Origin of the sequence: Brevibacillus porteri (genome assembly GCF_003013475.1) — a bacterium.
GTDB classification, from domain to species: Bacteria; Bacillota; Bacilli; order Brevibacillales; family Brevibacillaceae; genus Brevibacillus; species Brevibacillus porteri.
In genome coordinates, this window is the sequence record NZ_PXZO01000002.1 from 108119 (window position 1) to 124464 (window position 16346).

At 44.9% G+C, this 16346-nt stretch carries 19 protein-coding genes and 1 pseudogene; 1 reads left to right on the forward strand and 19 read right to left on the reverse strand.

What is annotated here, in order from left to right:
* Positions 1-182: 182 nt before the first annotated feature.
* From C7R92_RS02610 to C7R92_RS02625, 4 genes are all read right to left on the reverse strand, one after another.
* Positions 183-944, reverse strand: coding sequence for a CsxC family protein (locus tag C7R92_RS02610; RefSeq protein ID WP_069844915.1), 762 nt, complete (start codon positions 942-944; stop codon positions 183-185).
* A gap of 98 nt (positions 945-1042) precedes the next feature.
* Positions 1043-1918, reverse strand: a complete 876-nt coding sequence (locus C7R92_RS02615) for a hypothetical protein (protein ID WP_106833146.1) — start codon at positions 1916-1918, stop codon at positions 1043-1045.
* A gap of 218 nt (positions 1919-2136) precedes the next feature.
* Positions 2137-2796 carry a helix-turn-helix transcriptional regulator gene (locus C7R92_RS02620; RefSeq protein ID WP_106833147.1) on the reverse strand — a complete coding sequence of 220 codons (660 nt, stop codon included), beginning with the start codon at positions 2794-2796 and terminating at the stop codon, positions 2137-2139.
* A gap of 13 nt (positions 2797-2809) precedes the next feature.
* On the reverse strand, positions 2810-3424 hold the full coding sequence (locus C7R92_RS02625; RefSeq protein ID WP_069844911.1) for a superoxide dismutase: 615 nt from the start codon (positions 3422-3424) through the stop codon (positions 2810-2812).
* Between the two features lie 224 nt (positions 3425-3648).
* Between C7R92_RS02625 and C7R92_RS02630 the strand changes: the two genes are divergently transcribed.
* On the forward strand, positions 3649-4371 hold the full coding sequence (locus C7R92_RS02630) for an EAL domain-containing protein (protein ID WP_106833148.1): 723 nt from the start codon (positions 3649-3651) through the stop codon (positions 4369-4371).
* Positions 4372-4399: 28 nt separating this feature from the next.
* Here C7R92_RS02630 and C7R92_RS02635 read toward each other — a convergent pair whose 3' ends face one another.
* The 15 genes and pseudogenes from C7R92_RS02635 to C7R92_RS02695 all read right to left on the reverse strand — a co-directional run bounded on the left by C7R92_RS02635 (position 4400) and on the right by C7R92_RS02695 (position 16182).
* Positions 4400-4573: an NAD(P)H-dependent oxidoreductase gene (locus C7R92_RS02635; protein WP_106833149.1), complete on the reverse strand. Its 174-nt coding sequence runs from the start codon at positions 4571-4573 to the stop codon at positions 4400-4402.
* A 15-nt stretch (positions 4574-4588) separates the two neighbouring features.
* Positions 4589-4777, reverse strand: coding sequence for an alpha/beta-type small acid-soluble spore protein (locus tag C7R92_RS02640; protein WP_017248903.1), 189 nt, complete (start codon positions 4775-4777; stop codon positions 4589-4591).
* A gap of 64 nt (positions 4778-4841) precedes the next feature.
* A complete protein-coding gene (locus tag C7R92_RS02645) occupies positions 4842-6236 on the reverse strand; it encodes a DNA primase (protein ID WP_106833150.1) in 1395 nt (464 codons plus the stop codon).
* 7 nt (positions 6237-6243) lie between these two features.
* On the reverse strand, positions 6244-6714 hold the full coding sequence (locus C7R92_RS02650) for a MarR family transcriptional regulator (protein WP_106833151.1): 471 nt from the start codon (positions 6712-6714) through the stop codon (positions 6244-6246).
* Between the two features lie 154 nt (positions 6715-6868).
* Entirely contained in the window at positions 6869-7135 is a 267-nt protein-coding gene (locus tag C7R92_RS02655) for a hypothetical protein (protein WP_106833152.1), read from the reverse strand.
* Between the two features lie 116 nt (positions 7136-7251).
* Positions 7252-7710, reverse strand: a complete 459-nt coding sequence (locus C7R92_RS02660; protein ID WP_035291094.1) for a GreA/GreB family elongation factor — start codon at positions 7708-7710, stop codon at positions 7252-7254.
* 221 nt (positions 7711-7931) lie between these two features.
* The gene (locus tag C7R92_RS02665) at positions 7932-9089 is read right to left on the reverse strand and encodes a diguanylate cyclase domain-containing protein (RefSeq protein ID WP_106833154.1); all 1158 of its coding nucleotides are present in this window, start codon (positions 9087-9089) and stop codon (positions 7932-7934) included.
* Between the two features lie 149 nt (positions 9090-9238).
* Positions 9239-9448, reverse strand: coding sequence for a hypothetical protein (locus tag C7R92_RS32655; RefSeq protein WP_244195625.1), 210 nt, complete (start codon positions 9446-9448; stop codon positions 9239-9241).
* A 40-nt stretch (positions 9449-9488) separates the two neighbouring features.
* Positions 9489-9893 carry a M56 family metallopeptidase gene (locus tag C7R92_RS32660; protein WP_244195626.1) on the reverse strand — a complete coding sequence of 135 codons (405 nt, stop codon included), beginning with the start codon at positions 9891-9893 and terminating at the stop codon, positions 9489-9491.
* Positions 9894-9911: 18 nt separating this feature from the next.
* Complete coding sequence (locus tag C7R92_RS32665; protein WP_244195627.1) at positions 9912-10334, reverse strand: hypothetical protein; 423 nt, start codon at positions 10332-10334, stop codon at positions 9912-9914.
* A gap of 14 nt (positions 10335-10348) precedes the next feature.
* Positions 10349-10725: pseudogene (locus C7R92_RS02675) on the reverse strand (BlaI/MecI/CopY family transcriptional regulator).
* A 133-nt stretch (positions 10726-10858) separates the two neighbouring features.
* On the reverse strand, positions 10859-12973 hold the full coding sequence (locus tag C7R92_RS02680) for an RCC1 domain-containing protein (protein WP_106833155.1): 2115 nt from the start codon (positions 12971-12973) through the stop codon (positions 10859-10861).
* Positions 12974-13050: 77 nt separating this feature from the next.
* Positions 13051-13626 carry a TetR/AcrR family transcriptional regulator gene (locus C7R92_RS02685; protein ID WP_069844903.1) on the reverse strand — a complete coding sequence of 192 codons (576 nt, stop codon included), beginning with the start codon at positions 13624-13626 and terminating at the stop codon, positions 13051-13053.
* A 145-nt stretch (positions 13627-13771) separates the two neighbouring features.
* Positions 13772-15361 (reverse strand): catalase, encoded by a 1590-nt coding sequence (locus tag C7R92_RS02690; protein ID WP_106833156.1) that lies wholly within the window; start codon positions 15359-15361, stop codon positions 13772-13774.
* An 80-nt stretch (positions 15362-15441) separates the two neighbouring features.
* Positions 15442-16182, reverse strand: coding sequence for a 2-phosphosulfolactate phosphatase (locus C7R92_RS02695; RefSeq protein WP_244195637.1), 741 nt, complete (start codon positions 16180-16182; stop codon positions 15442-15444).
* Positions 16183-16346: the final 164 nt, after the last annotated feature.

A 16346-nucleotide genomic window follows, 5' to 3' on the forward strand; every position in this document is an offset into this window, starting at 1 on the left:
TCCCGTTCAGTTTACCTGAAGCATTCGGAATCAGAAGCGTACCTTCCAATACCATTGTTCCGCTAGCATTCTGACGTACTGAAGTGCTTTGTTCATTGGGTCGCCCTTCCTTTCCATAAAAAAGAGACTGCCCAGTGCCATTATCGCTTCTGGATAGTCTCATAAGTTCTATGTTGTTTGTACTACCATTTTTTCTTAGGAGGACAAGGTGGCGGAAATGTCGGTTTTGGTGGTGGTGTTGTTGGAATAGGAACTTGTTGATCTTGCAAAACCTTCAGACCAATACGCAGGACGATTTTTTCACGAACGGTCGAGAATGTTCTGGTTGTGTCTTTGCAACGCTTACTTTCCAAACCGATGTCTAATTCGGTGAATTCCGTGAATAACAGCTCACAAAACGGTCTCTCGTTGTAAACTTTTCGATTGCCGAACAAACCTACGTTTATCTTTGCCGCATGACCCGATTTATTCAAATATTCGCCGTGTGACTCGAAATCTGGTGCCAGTTGCAAAGTCGGTCCTGTAGCCGGAAAGGTCAGATCCGTACAGAAATCGAATGGTATCAGCGCCGTTGTATGCCGTACATCACCGCATACAGCAGTTCCCGTTGCTTGATCGACTGTGGTGTACTCGATATGTTTGCGAATAAAACCACTGACAAACAACTTTGCAGACAACGGGCTGAATGTGGGAACTAGCTCACATTGCTCTAGAATGACACTCTTTAATACCCGAACGATCTCCAGTGCAGGCTTCTCCAAATGGACATTAGCCTCCACACATACGACAGCAGCCGTTTCTGCCAACGTTACAGGTACTTTAATCGTTTTAGGAAAAGTGGTTTCGGTTGAAGCCATTCCAAACATACGGGCGTTTTCCACCCTACAGCTATTTTGCGTAACTTCAGTTTGGCCACATTTGCAGCCATCACCATGTATACCCATTTATACTCACTCCTTTATCAGCCACCTACTCTCTTTATATTATATGGACTAGATTCAACATGGATTTGGCTAATGCCAAGCGTTATCTGCCCTTTTTTCTAGAACAGACTGTTTACCTTCTTCGTTATGTATGGGGGCGGAACGGGAACCAGCTGCTTCCGATACCACCATACACGACCGCTAATGGTTGCCAAGCCGCTGAACCCCTTCCATCCTGATTGCGAATGGGTGAGCGGATCTGCCGTGATGTTGATTTGCCAGTCCCCCGTTTCTACCCATCTATTGGTCGGACAAGCTGGTGCTGTGAGGAGAATGGCACTTGTTCCTACATTTGCTTTGGGCAAGGAAGGTCGTAATACTGTGGAGGTAAAGGGAATGCGAATCGTTTCATGCTCTACTTTTTGCGAATGGACAGTGAACCCCAAACCCTTGATTTCCACCTCACCTGACAGCCAGACAATCTTTTTGCTATCATCGTGGCGAACGTGTTGGACATCGATCTTACTTTGACATTCCATCTCTTTCCAATCAAGCTTCCAGGGCACGCGTAAGGAATGGACCCATTCTACGTCCCAAATTTCTTCTAGGAAAGCAACCTGCATGAACGATTGACCCGCCTTTTCCACGTAGACTACCTTTGCTTGAATCAGTTCTTGCTGAGGTCTGTTGTTTTCTTGCGTAAGATCCTTGGCATCCATGGAGGTGGGAGAAGTGGACTGTGGTGTGACTTGTTCAGTAGCTGTCTGATTGACCGGAGTCCGAGGCGCGTGGTTTCGTTTTCCCTTAGGTTTCTTGGAGCGATACAATTTCTGCTTATCCATGGCACCTACCTGACGCTGCATCTGTTCCTTCGGTGCGACAAAGAGGAGCGGGAGTGATGCACTCGACTTTTTCAAGGTGCCTCGATGGTTAAGAATCGGCTTTCTATTCTTAGAATTTTTCTTGTCAATCGACATGTCCTCACTCCTTTCCATCCAAATACTCCTCCCTTTATCCATACGTGATCGCCCGTCAGATTGTATAGACACTTGCCCTTTCGGTAAACAATTCGTCTTCCCATGACAAAAAAGAACAACCCTCTCCCCAAAACCCGAGAAAGACGTTGCCCCGCCTTGCCAAAATTATGAATTACCGACCGCCCCCCTTGCTTACAACAAAAAGACATCCGCCCTTGTAACGGATGTCTTGCTCACTACGATTCTTCATGGCTGAGCTTATCTTTTATCAGGTAACGGCATTTCACTTGTCCTTCCGCCATACACGAAGTGCGTTCTACATGCGCGTCTACTAGCGACTCAAACAAGGAGAGCTCGCATTGACATGCTTGGCGATAGCCAATGGCTACTTGTAGGAGAGGACAATTTGCTTCTTCGAGCGTATACAAACCATCTCTGATTTTTTCCAAGTGAGGCATGTATCCTTCTTCCTTTTGTATGCTCGCCAACGTTTTCACTCGCTGGTCAAACCCTTGACCTCTCATTATCTCTCGATAGGTTTGCAGCATCCGCCCCTTTCGCTTCTCAAATAATTGATCGACGAAAGTTTCCCCATACAAATCCTGAATACCCGCCACCATCTCTGTAGCTAAATCGCTGTAGTGACGCGGAAATAATTGTTCAGCAGTATTCGTTAGATGATACACATAGGCTGGTCTGCCTGTTCGTTGGCGAACGATTCGAGATTCGATATACCGTTCCCTATGCAAAACATCTAAATGCTTACGCACCGCGACTTTAGTTATGCCGAGATGCTTTGACAGTTCCTGTACACTAACCGAACGGCGCTTCTTAAGCAACACCAAAATTTCTCGACGTTTTTCCTGTTCTTGAAAATAGACCGCGTGTCTGTTCATGGCTGGACCTGCCTTAGCGGATTGCTTCGTTATACAAACGATTGACTTCCTCCCAGTTGACCACATTCCACCACGACGAGACAAAATCAGGGCGTTTATTTTGATACTGCAAGTAATAAGCATGCTCCCACACATCTACGACCAATATCGGCGTTTTCTTCTCCATAAAAGGAGTATCCTGATTGGGCGTGCTCGTCACTTCCAACTTGTCTCCGTTGACAACGAGCCATCCCCATCCTGAACCGAAACGACTGACAGCTGCTTTTGTCAATTCATCCTTCATTTCCTCAAAACTTCCGAAATACTTGTCGATTCCTTTCGCAATATCCCCTGTTGGTTTCCCTCCGCCAGTCGGACTCATGATCGACCAATACAAGCTGTGTCCATAATGCCCGCCCCCATGATTTCGAACTGCCATGCGAATGTCTTCCGGGATATCCTCCAAGTTACTGATTAGTTCTTCAACCGAAGCATTCCTGAACTGCGAGTAGTTTTCTAGCGCCTTGTTTAAGTTGGCCACATACGTTGCATGATGCTTTCCGTGATGAATTTCCATCGTTCTCGCATCGAGGTAAGGTTCCAGCTCATCATAGCGATATGGCAGTTCCGGTAACATAAAGGCTTCCATTTCCTATTTCCTCCAATCTTGATTGTCGGTTACAAGCCTAGTTTACAAGATGAAAAATATTTTGTACATATGCAATTTTGTTTCCTTGATGCAAAACTTAATTGCGCATGAAGCTTTCATTGCAAACAACACCGCTATGTTGTAAAATATCGACAACTTATCTTTCCTTAAGGAAACAATTTTTCCTAAAGTCAAATATTTGGTGCAGGAAGGAATATGATTCCATGAACGTTGTATTGGCAAAGGAACCGCCATATCCTGTTTTTCAGCCCCTGGTGCATCTGACGACAGGACAATTTTTCGGGTACGAAGCACTTCTTCGATCCTCTACACGCCACTCACCAGCATTCCTTTTTCGAAAGGCTCGTGCAGAAGGACACTTGTATGAATTGGATACGTTGTCGATGAAAACAGCAATTGAATCCTACTTTACGAGTGTGACTATTCACGATCATGTCCCGCTCTTGTTCATCAATGTGTTTCCTTCTACGTTGTTGAATCCTGCTTTCCTATCGTTTATTACCGAGGGCTTGTTTGGGTCCTGGAACAATCGAATTGTCTTGGAGATTAACGAGGCCAATGAAGAAGACAAGATGTGGGAGATAAGATTGTTGGGACAAAAAATACGTGAGCTGCGTCAGCATGGATTCCTGATCGCATTAGATGATATCGGCTCGGGTGCCGCGTCATTAAAAAAGATTGTGGAGTATGAACCAGATATCGTTAAGCTCGACAGGTACTTCGGCAAGCAATTGTCCTCCATGCCGAATAAGCAAAAGCTCGTCTCACTTTTCCTCCATTACTGCCAAGATCAAATACAGCTGGTACTGGAAGGAATCGAGGAGCCGGAAGACTTATCTGTCGCTTTGGCACTTGGCGTACCTGTTGGTCAAGGGTTTTTGCTGGGGCACCCAGAACCTCTTCAAGCCATACAAAAAAGACGATGAAAACTTTCTCATCGTCTCTCGTGTCTGATTATTTTCCTATCGGCTCCATGGTAGCGTTTAGTGCATGAGCCACATATTCTTCTGCACTGTGCTGAATTTGTTCATCCGAAGCCCCCAATACCCCTTGGAACAAGAATGGTTTCAAGTATTTCATTCCCGTTATATTCGCCACCGCTTGCAGAGGTTTGATCAGCTCGCTGATGGAATAGTAGTGGGATTACAGACGAAACATTTGTTGTTCCGCGTATTGTACTAAACGCTTTGTCATCTCTCCGCCGACAGAGCCATTTTGGCGTGCCGACGTATCTGCGCCCAACTCGACTCCAAATTCAGCAGCGATCTCGTACTTTAATTGATCAAGTGCTGCGCGAGCTTGTCCAGAAACCAAGGAATTCGAACGTGCCATTGCTGTTCACCTCTGGTTGTGATTGATAGAGTGATGGTAGTATGTGCAGATTATGGGAGTGTATTCAAACATGCTCCGAGCTTAGTCTTTGTTCTTTAGAAACCACGCCACTCACCATGTAAACTGGCACGCCTTCCTCCGGATACACTTTTCTCGCAATGTTCGTTTGCTCCCATTTTTCTAATACCTTCGCCGCTTCATCCATTGTGATTCTGGCATTGTAAGCCAACTCGTAAACAGCTAAAGCACCGCCCTTCTTCGTAGCTACTTGCAGTGCGATTCGCTCCATTCTCTCTAGCTCCGGTTTTTGTGTGAAGGCAAAATGACCGTAGATCCCTCCTATGATGGTACAAGCGAGAATGAAGATAAGGCTGTTCCAATGTACAAGGGCATAGCCGCCTACATAGCTGAAGACAAATGCTAAACAGCAAAATAGTAGAAATCTCGACCTTTTATCGATCCATTCAGGGATCGGATCATACTCTTCGTCATATTCGCACACTTCCGACTCATCCGTATAATTCGGAAAGAGATAAATGATTCCCCCGTCTTCTTGATGCGTAATCGAGCAGTAGTTTCTTTTGTGCCATTTATCGATCATGGGCTCCATCGATTGATAGCTTTCATGCGTATAATAAGGAATCTCTTTCGGATTGAGTTCCCCTTCCTTATCCATGACATACCTCAAAACATCGTGTTCCGAATGGCGTTGATCCGCTTTTCGATGGGAGGACAATAGGTAACGTCCGATAAAAACGAGAAAGATAAGTGCAGTAATTGCAGCATAGAGATACTCGCTCACATTTAGTAAGATCTGTTCTTCGGAGATCACAATCAATGTGCCGATAACTGTAATGAATACAGCACGAACGATTCTTTTTTTGCGTATGCGCTGCGATTGTTCCAGCTCTTGTGTTTCCTCATCATCATATTCTGTGTCCTCATCATCATATTCTGAGTCCTCATCATCATACTCTGAGTCCTCATCATCATACTCTGAGTCCTCATCATCAGCCTCCTCGTTGTCGTCACTTTCATAAGGCATTTGTCCGTATACGTGATCATCCAACTGATAGACGGCCATCTTGCCAAGTAAGGAGGAAGTCCTCAGAACCTTTCGGTGTTCCATCTCTTTTAGAATTTCCTCACACTGCGATAGCGGCAACTCCGATTCCAGCGCAAACGATGCAACAGAGACGACTCCATGATTACGATTGGCGACCGTCATTGCAACGGCTTGCTGTGTTCGTTGCATTTGCTTTTTTTCCAGCCTTTTTCCTTCCATGCAAAACAACGCGTAACCAATGGAAATGAGACTCATAAAGATTGCTAAGAAGATTGTGTTGTCTAAGACTCGGTAGATTCCATCAATGACAAAAATACCAGGAAGCAAAGCAAGGATGAGAAAAAAGCCAACAACATAAAAAAGAATCACTAACCTACCAAAAAATTTAATCATTCGCCGCTCATTCCTCACCTTCAGTAAAGCCCGCGAAATAATAGAGAATGTCACCCTTTTCAGTTACACTTAGCTCAGCGAAACCGTCTTTTTGAAGCTTACTTAAAATATTTTGGGCTTTTTCTATCGTAAGAGTAGATTGGGACGCGATATCCATTGGCGTCACATAGCCCTGCTGATCACGCGCAAGAGAAAGAATAAACAGGATATTCTCGGACTCGAGGCTGTCAAAAAACTTGAGCTTCTTGAGACATTTTGACTTTGCCCTTTTGTATTTAATTTCAAGTGGCAGTCCAAGGATGAAACCAAGTGCCATGGCATATACTACATAATGTAAGGCTGTCATTTTATAAGGAATGTACGTTTCATATCTGTCCCCATATAATGAGAGCAGAAAGGCTTCCACATAAGGTTGTAGGATCGGCTGCAGCCAGAGAGATAACAACCAAATGAAAATCATCATCCCAAGAACAATCATGAAATCCCTTCTTTTAACTCTATTTTTCCGAAATATCGTTCGACTAAATTTTACCTGAATAAATATAAAAAGACACTAAGAAATCGCTAGCGTCTAGGGACCCATTTTTCCATGTTTTTCGAAGTATGATGAAAGCTTGCAATCAGTCCTACTCTCACTTGCTTTTTTTGATTTCTCCAAACCAAACCCTAGAAGGGAGTTTCTTTACATCCTCATTGTGATAAGCATGGATGATATCCGGTACATACTCTTCCGTCAAGCGGATGCCTACCAGAATCATTTCCTTTTCTTCTTCTGACACGCTGAATAACGAGTCACCACATTTTTCGCAAACCATCACCCACCGCGCCTTCAGCTTCTGCAGGTCATTCATATCCCATTGCACGTCCTGATCACATGTTGGACAGGCAATTGTTTTCATCGTCTTTTCCTCCTGTACGCACAGCATGCTTTTCTTGCATTTTACTAAAATGGACAAGAAAAGACACTAACATCGTGTTAGTGTCTTTTTACATGATCGATGCGATGGGTAGATTTCTAAGGTGACGAGAATCCCCCCATATATGTAAAGCTTATCTCCCGTACCTGCACCTGTTGCCTGCCAACCGGACTTTCCAGCACAACAGAATCGTGTGGAGCCGCTAGCAGCAGCTGCCTGCCTATGGGCGATAAGAATGAAATTCTGTTGTTATCCGGGTCAATGTCTGTGGGATACACCACAGTAAATGACTCCTCAAAATGATCTTCTTCAAATAGCACTTTTACGCTGCTGCCTAATAAAGTAATTGCTTTAAGCGATTGAAAGAGTGCACTGTCTTCTTTTGCCAAAAGGCTTTCGAGTGTTTGCTTGTAACGCTCGACAATCTCATCGATGGATTGCTTTTCTTTTCCGTAGTTCCGTACATATTGATCGTAAAAGAGTGAATACTGCTCGTCAAAAAAGACAAGCTGGTTGATCAGATGATTTCTGGTGCCATTCAAAATACTAGGGTTCATAGTAGATTTCACCCCCCAGTTGCGTTTCATAGACATGTTTGATGAACGTAATGTTCTTCATCGGAAAAACCCTCCTTAAAAAAATAGCCCCCGAAGGGACTCTCATCATTGTATCAATAATTTCAAAATGATTCCATCGACTGTTTAGAAATCTCTACTTCCGTTGCTGGTAATGGGCGTTTGAATCTGTGGCTGGTAGTACAAAACCAGCTCGTCATTCTTTACCGCTTTCTCAAATCCCTCTCCAGTTCGATACGCATCAACACTTGGTCATCGAGCTCATTGGTAAAAAGCTGAAATCCGTTTTTGCCGTTTTTCTTCACTCCGTACATGGCAGCATCAGCATTTTTGAGCAATTGCTCTTCACTACATCCGTGGTCGGGATACACCGCTACTCCAATACTCGCCGAGACGTAATAATCTTTTCCTTGCAAGCGATAGGGGATCTCGATTTCCTTGACCACTCGATCAGCCAACGTCAAAAACTCGTGATCATCTTCAACATTTTGGCAGATCAGTGCGAATTCATCACCACCCATACGAGCAATCATCACATCGAATCCTTCCGCGCTTTTTTTTATCCGCTCACTCACTTCTTGCAAAAAATGATCCCCATACATATGGCCCAGAGAGTCATTGATCATTTTAAAACAATCGATGTCCAATACCAGCACAGCAAATCGCGTATCCTGTTCGCTATTGTTAACAATCGCCTCCTGCAAGGCTTGATGGAGCTTCCTTCTGTTCGGCAAGCCGGTTAAATCATCGTGAAACGCCTGATATTCCATCATCGATTTCGCGCGATGCTCCAGCATACGTATCTGGTCTTCGTACGCCTCCAGGACCAATTGCTGCTCAAAGCTGAGCAGCTTCGTAATGGCTTGAGCGAGTTTTTTCGAGTCAGGATAATCGTCTTTCCGATCATCTATCATTCGCATGAGTGTGCCTAACAGGTTTTGAAAAGAACCCATGTACCACTTGGGAGGAAGCCCGATTTTTTGATGAACCATCGCAATCTTCAATCGTTTTTCAATGAAGGCAGGATCGATCCGGCCGTCAAACATCTCGATTAAATGATTCATTAAGGTTTGACGTAAACGTTCAGCGGTTGTGTGCTCCATCACGATTTGTTTCAAAGAGTCCACATGGAGAATCGATTCATAAAAAGAAGAAGTAATCTGCTCAATTTCAGTCTCAATGACAGGACGAAACGCTGCGATTAATTGCAAATCCTCTTCCGTCAAGTTAATCATGTTCATTTGTGCGATAACTTCGGTGTTTCCTTCTATTAATATCCGTGCAGAATCGTCTGCCGGCGAAATCGACGGTTGGCAGCATGCAGCGCTGTTTTCCTTGGACGAATTTGATGACTTCTGCATTTACATAGATTCTCCCTTTCCATAGAACCAACGTACTTATAGGCTCATGCTTATTCATAAATATTCATTCGACATAATTCTACATTGTCCTCTCATCGGGGAAAAGGAAAGAGTCTGCACGATTTATGTACAGACTCTACATGTTCCCGCTACTTTTTCAGATCAATCGCCTTTTCCTTTACCAGAGCTGCTACCAATTGCTGTTGCACGTCCGCTTCTACTTCTTTGAACGTCACTTTCAAGCAGACATCTTCTTTTAACCAAAAATAAGTGTGGTTGTCCTTATCCTTTGGGCTACTAAGTGTATCATCGACTTTATACGGCGCTGTGCGGAATACTTCTTGGCCACTGATGTTCAAAGAAGTGACAGGAACTTCAAATTTTGCACCGTCTATTCTCTCAAAAGGGAACTTTTTTTGTTTTTCTCATGTTTTCCACAATGGATTTGTCCTTGATTTGGGCAAACAACACGATCGTTTTTGGTTTTTCAGGATTTTCAAACGTGAGATGAATGGTGCGCTTGTGTTTATCCAGATGAGCGAGTTCATGCGAGAAGACGTGGTACAACTCGGCGTCTGACAACGATTGATATACGTCCCGCGGACAATAAACCCAAGGTGAAAACAGACCAGAGATTAACGGGCCCTTCGCCAGTGTCCCTGTATAGACGTGTATTTTCCTTTTTACCCCAAACTTCTTTCTGCAATCATCCATGATGGAAAACACTCTCTCATCCGTCACTCGCATTAAAAAGCGTTCTTTATTGTGCATCTTGTACAGATAGGCGAAGAGCCTCGCCAACAAAAAGACTACTCCGACAAGCTACACTGCTGTGAGAACTTGGATATAGACTGGATGCGAGGAAACTGCATTCATCCCTTCATCCTTAGCTGCTTCGGTTTGTATCTGATTTTTCTCGTTGTCTTTTAATCCGTGGGAGACTTCTGAGATGACGACAGGAAGTTGTGTGTTTGGCATTAGTTGTGGTTCTGCGGAGAAAGAAAGCGGCTGGTCAGCCGACATGCTGTTACTTGCCCAGAAAACCCAGGTAAAGAGGCTGAATGAACTCTCCGGTAGCACGGGGATCATTAGGCCTGCCAAAACGATGAACCATAACAAATGATGCATGCGCCAGCTAATCGCTTGGCTAACTCCTTTTTTTATGGCTACCAACAAAATAGCTACTAGGCTTGCCCCCAACGAGGCGTAGCACATCCACAAAAAAATACTCGCTAGAATATCCATTTACAGGTCCCTCATCATTGCTTTTTCTTTTGTTTTTCCGTCAATATTTTTTGCAGCTTGTCTATTTCTTCGTGGATAACTGCACATCTTCGAGAAAATTGGTCATCATCGTGCCTACAGCCCTATTAAAAACACGTTTCAAAAAGGATTCGCTTTCAGCCCGTTTGCATTCAGCTTCTTGGACGAGTGGGAAATATCGGTAGCTGCGGCCAGATTTGCTGATTGCTTTCTTTTTGAGCAACCTGTTCAAAAACGTGCGCACCGTCTGCTCTGTCCATTCGATATCGGCTGGTAAACGCTCGATGATTTGCTCTGCTGTTGCTGGATGATCTCTCCAGATCTCCTTCATGATTTCCCACTCGGCCTCCGATATTTTCGGAATATTGCTCATCACGTCATCACCTCTTAGATTTACAATTGTAAATTTAAACTGCCTACCATCTTTTTCCACACCTTCTAAAAACGGCAAAATAAAAAAGCACAGTGGAAAATGAATGCTCCCACTGTGCTCTTCTTCCCGTCTTTTATTGTCTGACCATATCTGGTTGAAGCTCACCTTTTCCGTATGGATTATCGCCAATCAATACGATCTTATCATCTTCAGTGACCAGTACATGATAATGCGAGCCTGGTCCTTCGATCGCATAGTCGTACGAAGAGGAAATCAGTCTAACAGGCGCAGCCACTTTTTGTTTTTTAAGCGGTTCCCATTCATGTTCAAAGATTTGCCCATCCTTCGTAATCCGCAAACGTCCGCTCATCATGGCAATGTCTTCTTCCGTTTTGGGTTCCAACTTCACTTTGATAGCTCCTGCGTCATTTCCTTCGCTCTCAGGGTAAACCTGCAATTCCTGAACCTTACCTGCTTCGTTGATCGCCCAAACTGATGCGATATCCTTTGTATAACGGACAAAATACTCAGGTGCAAGCTCACGAATTCCTTCCAAACCAGCTATCTGTGCAAATGAAGTGAACGGTTCATCATTCTTCCGTTCTGCGTACAATACCTGACCATTTTTCGTCACAGCAAAAAACGTATAAAGATTGGAATAAAGCTTGGTCACATCCGCTGCCAATTTTGAATCGATCTTGAGGGTTTCCACTTTTTGTGGGCGCAAGTTCGTGATGACATATACCCCTCCGCGTTCAGCGGAATCAAAACTGAATTCCACCGTCAGGAATTGGTCATCTTCCGTACGTAACAAGAGATGCTCCTCTCCACCAACGAAATCCTTGATCCGAGAAGGCAGTGCCAATGTTTCACAGCTGCTAAATTCACTGGTCCACAACTGGATTTGTCCGTTCTCATTTAAGGTAACCGGAGAATCCATGATGCTATCCAATGTTTTTACTTTCGTAGGTCCTTTCACTTCATATGGCACTCGATCCGCGCCAAAACTCCATACAGAACCATCCTTACGAACGAAGTACGGTCGATTCAGCTCAGTTACTACTTGTTTTACATCACGTAATTCGCCCAATTCTGTCCATTTGTCAAACGTAACAGGGATTCGTCCCAGCTGTCCTGTCATATTGCTGCCAAATGAATAGACGTTTCCTTTTTTATCGAGAGCAATCACATGGTCGGTTCCTGCTTGTACGTCTGTCATACCAGAAAGACCCGCTATTTTGACAGGCTCCTCGAGCTCATTTTCCAGATTCGCACCGAGCATTCCAAGTGTATTATCTCCCCAGCCCCAGACAGTTCCGTCCGCTTTTACGATCAAGTACAATCCTTCTCCGCCAACTGCCATCCGTGTGGCACCATCTGCATGAGCGGCACGCACTACTTTTTCATTTTCTTTTGTATTATAGCTATACATTTCGCCTTTTTCTGTTTGGATTAAGGCGCGATCCGTGTAATCGACGGCTATTTGTTTGACTTTCCCTGGGATATCCATTACCTGCAGGTTTTCTGTGTTCAGCTCTCCGGATTTGCCATCGAGATAAAGAAGCTTCCCTTGGTCATCTATTGCAAACAAGGAAAAGGCTGAGCTATACATGTCACGGATATTCGAAAGCTTCGTCACCTTTTCTGCTGCTTTCGCTCCTTTTTCCCATTTCAGTACGGTACCGTCTTCTTTCAGTAAAAAGAGTACGCCTTCATGAAGATCGAGCTGCTGAATGTTCTTGATTTTATCCAGACCGGCCAGTTTTTCTGGTACTTTCTTTTCATCGATCTGCCATACATCACCGGCACCCGTCAGGACATAATCCGTCGTGACTTGCTTGGCATCTTTGATCCCTGCTAGCTTGTGCGGTTCATACTTCTTGTCAGATTGATAGCCCCATTTCCACACTTGCCCATCCTCGGTGAAGGCATACGAAATACCTGGCCTCCACCCATAGCCTGCTTCATCAAAAATGACGCCTGTTGCAATGGCAGTAATCCCTTTCAGCACCGGCTTATTCTCCAATGATTTCCAAGACTTCGCAGTTATGTCCGAAACATCCGCTTTCGTGTCATCTTGACTGCAAGCCTGTAGCTTCACCTCGGTATTGCCTATCGTGCCAGCCGATGTTTCTACTTTAGTGGAACCTGCCTTCGCAGGGGATGCAGCAACGACCCCACCCGTCGTCAATAAGGAGAGTACCGCGGTATAGCTCAACAGTGCTACCCATTTCTCTCTTCGTATCATTATGAATCTCCTCGCCATCGTCTAATGTAAACATTTGTAAGACGCTGGTAACTCGAATTGCGTCACTGTTTTTTCGATTACTTTAGCACGCTTCTCACTGTTTCAGTCCAGATATCCCTCTGATCTAGCTCAATTCCCATCAGCATGTAATTACTAATATTATCAACGACGAGTGCTAGAATATGAGCTTTTGCTACGACACGATCAGGCGTGACGACACCTAACTCTATTCCTCGCTCTAATAAGGAGGTAAAGCCCTGCAAAAAATCTTCTTGCATCATACGTAGCTTGTCACGGTACTTCTCTTTTTGACTGACAGACAGCAGAAATTGATTGAAGACACGTAAAAAGGCATAATCCTCTTCCTCGCTCGGCAATAGCTTCAACCCAGTTTCGATAAGAAGTTCCGTGAAATTGTCAGCTGTAAAATCTGTAACCGTAAAAAAATGAGAGAATGTATAGTTTCCAAACAGTTGATCAAACAAATAATCGAGAAGTGCGTCCTTTGATGCAAAGTGGTAGTAGATCGCCGGCTTCGTAATCCCTACTTCTGTAGCAATCATCGTCAGGCTCGTCTTTTCAATCCCATGCTCCGCGAATAATTGATAGGCTGCTTCTACAATATGTTGATGTGTTTTATTATCTTTTGACATGAATGACGTCTCCTTTGGCAAATCGATCCCATACGTTTTAGCCTACTGATTGTTAAGTCAAATTGCAACCGGATACAAAAAAGAGCTTTACCATGGCTTCGGCAAAGCTCCGCTGTTCATTCAGTCTTGTTGTTGACTCGGGTCATCAGTAAGGCTTGGACGGACGGGACTTCTGTTCGGCTTCCTTGACAGCCGCCCCGGGATTCGTTGCGCCCATCGGTCCGCCCATCTCTTTACTATTTCCGCCATTGCCCTGTGCGACTCCAGCTTTCAAACGCTGACCGTACTCTTCGTCACATTGTGAGAAGAATCCAAGCATTTTTTCTTGAATGCGAGGATCACAGGAGAGGAGTGCATCCGTCAGATTGGCAATGAGGTCTTCTTTTTCCCAGTCTTCCATGAGGCGATAACGTTCTCCCGCCTGTTTGAAATCGTTGGTGCGATCAATTTTTTGACGAACGACCTTCCCTTCTACTTCTGGCTGATGATCAGGAGCGGCTTGCTTGGCTTCCTGCAATCCGCCAATCGTCGATGGCTCATAGTTAATATGTCGCTGCGCTCGATCTACATGGTACAGCATTTGACCGCCTTCCTGGTTGGTAGCGACATGCTTTTTGGGAGCGTTGACCGGAAGCTGCAAGTAGTTGGCGCCAACCCGATAACGCTGCGTGTCGGAGTAGGAGAAGGTCCTACCTTGCAGTAGCTTGTCATCAGAAAAATCAAGTCCATCCACTAAAACACCTGTCCCAAATGCTGCTTGCTCGACCTCTGCAAAATAGTTATCCGGATTTTTATCCAGTACCATTTTGCCTACAGGAAGAAACGGGAATTGATCTTCGGGCCATATTTTCGTTGGATCAAGTGGATCAAAATCGAGCTCAGGGTGATCGTCATCACTCATGATCTGGACGCACATTTCCCACTCCGGATATTCTCCTCGCTCAATCGCTTCGTACAAGTCCTGTGTGGCATGATTAAAGTTTTTCCCTTGAATCTCTTCCGCCTGTTTTTGTGTCAAATTTTTAATCCCTTGCGTTAATGGCTGCCAATGGTATTTGACCAGGACCGCTTTTCCTTCGTGGTTTACCCACTTGTACGTGTTTACGCCAGAGCCTTGCATTTGCCGATAGTTCGCTGGTATTCCCCACGGGGAGAACAAAAACGTGATCATATGCATGGCCTCAGGCGTGTTCGAGATAAAGTCAAAGATCCGTTCCACGTCTTGTATGTTTGTGGCAGGATCAGGCTTGAACGCATGTACAAGATCAGGAAACTTCATCGCATCCCGAATGAAAAAAACTTTGAGGTTATTGCCAACCAGATCCCAGTTCCCGTCCTCTGTATAAAACTTCACCGCAAACCCACGTGGATCGCGCAATGTTTCGGGAGAATGTGTGCCATGAATAACCGTAGAAAACCGTACAAACACAGGCGTTTTTTTCCCCTGCTCCGAAAACAGCTTTGCTCTCGTGTACGTAGAAATCGGCTCATCACCAGCGGTTCCATACGCTTCAAAATAGCCACGCGCACCTGCTCCTCGGCTATGCACGACACGCTCAGGTGTTTTCTCCCGATCAAAATGTGTGATTTTTTCCAGAAAGTTGTAATTCTCCAGAACCGTTGGCCCGCGATTTCCAACGGTCCGCAGGTTCTGGTTGTCTGTAATCGGATGGCCTTGGCGATTCGTCAGGATATTTTCTTCTGACTGGCTGATGGACTTGCTGTTATCATCCATATGAATCCTCCCTGTCCAGTTTTTCTCATGTGTGGTTCATAACCATGGTTACCGAATGAGGGATTCTTTATGCGAAAAGACTAATTAGCTTCGTAAGCAAAATCAGCGTTAAGCACTGGAACCGTGCAGCTCTGATTCCATTCCGCTGCAAGTGCGACATCTTCCGGGTATCCCTTGCTGATCAGTTCTTGACCAGAAGCACATTTCTGCAAGTAAGCAAGAAGATGATCTTGGGCTGATCGGAAAGCTGCCACCGCCATTTTGGCCTCTGGTGACAATCGATATTCCTCCAATTCGTGAAGCAGCGCACCTGCCGCAATCATATCCTCAATAGCGGGTCGCAATGCTCCATTTCCCCATCGTTCACCGCAAGCAATAACCGTCACAGTTCCTTTCTGCTGTTGTATGTATCTGGCGACGGATGATGCATTTCGCAAGCACGCAGCGATTACCTTCGCCCCTGTTTTCTTTGCCAGCAAGGTACAGGTCGATCCATTTGGCGAGGGCAACACCATTCTACTTCCCATCGGAACCGTTTTCAGACAGGCGGGTGAAAGGGAGATTGGTTCTCCACGTTTTCCAGCGAGCAGCGCTGCTTTTTGTGTAGCGAATGCTACGGCTGACTCATCCTTTACCTGATAAGGATAGACGATCCCTCCACGTCCCGTTACGATGTCGACACACGTGCTGAAGGAGAGCACATCGATAATGACGATCATATCCGATGTTGCACCGACCTGTTCCACCCCTTCGTATCCCCAATCAAATCGAGCCGTATAGTTTAGTTGTTTGCATACAGGCGTTTCTCCCAAAACCTCCACCATCCTCTATCAAAAATAGTTACTCGTCCCCTTACGTTCGCCGTTACAAATCAAGGCAAGAAACAATATCGTATTATTGTCCCACTAGATTACACAAGAATGGAGTGAACATGGATGTCTGAAATCGAATACGACGACGATCAAGGTGGTAATGAAAGCAGAAA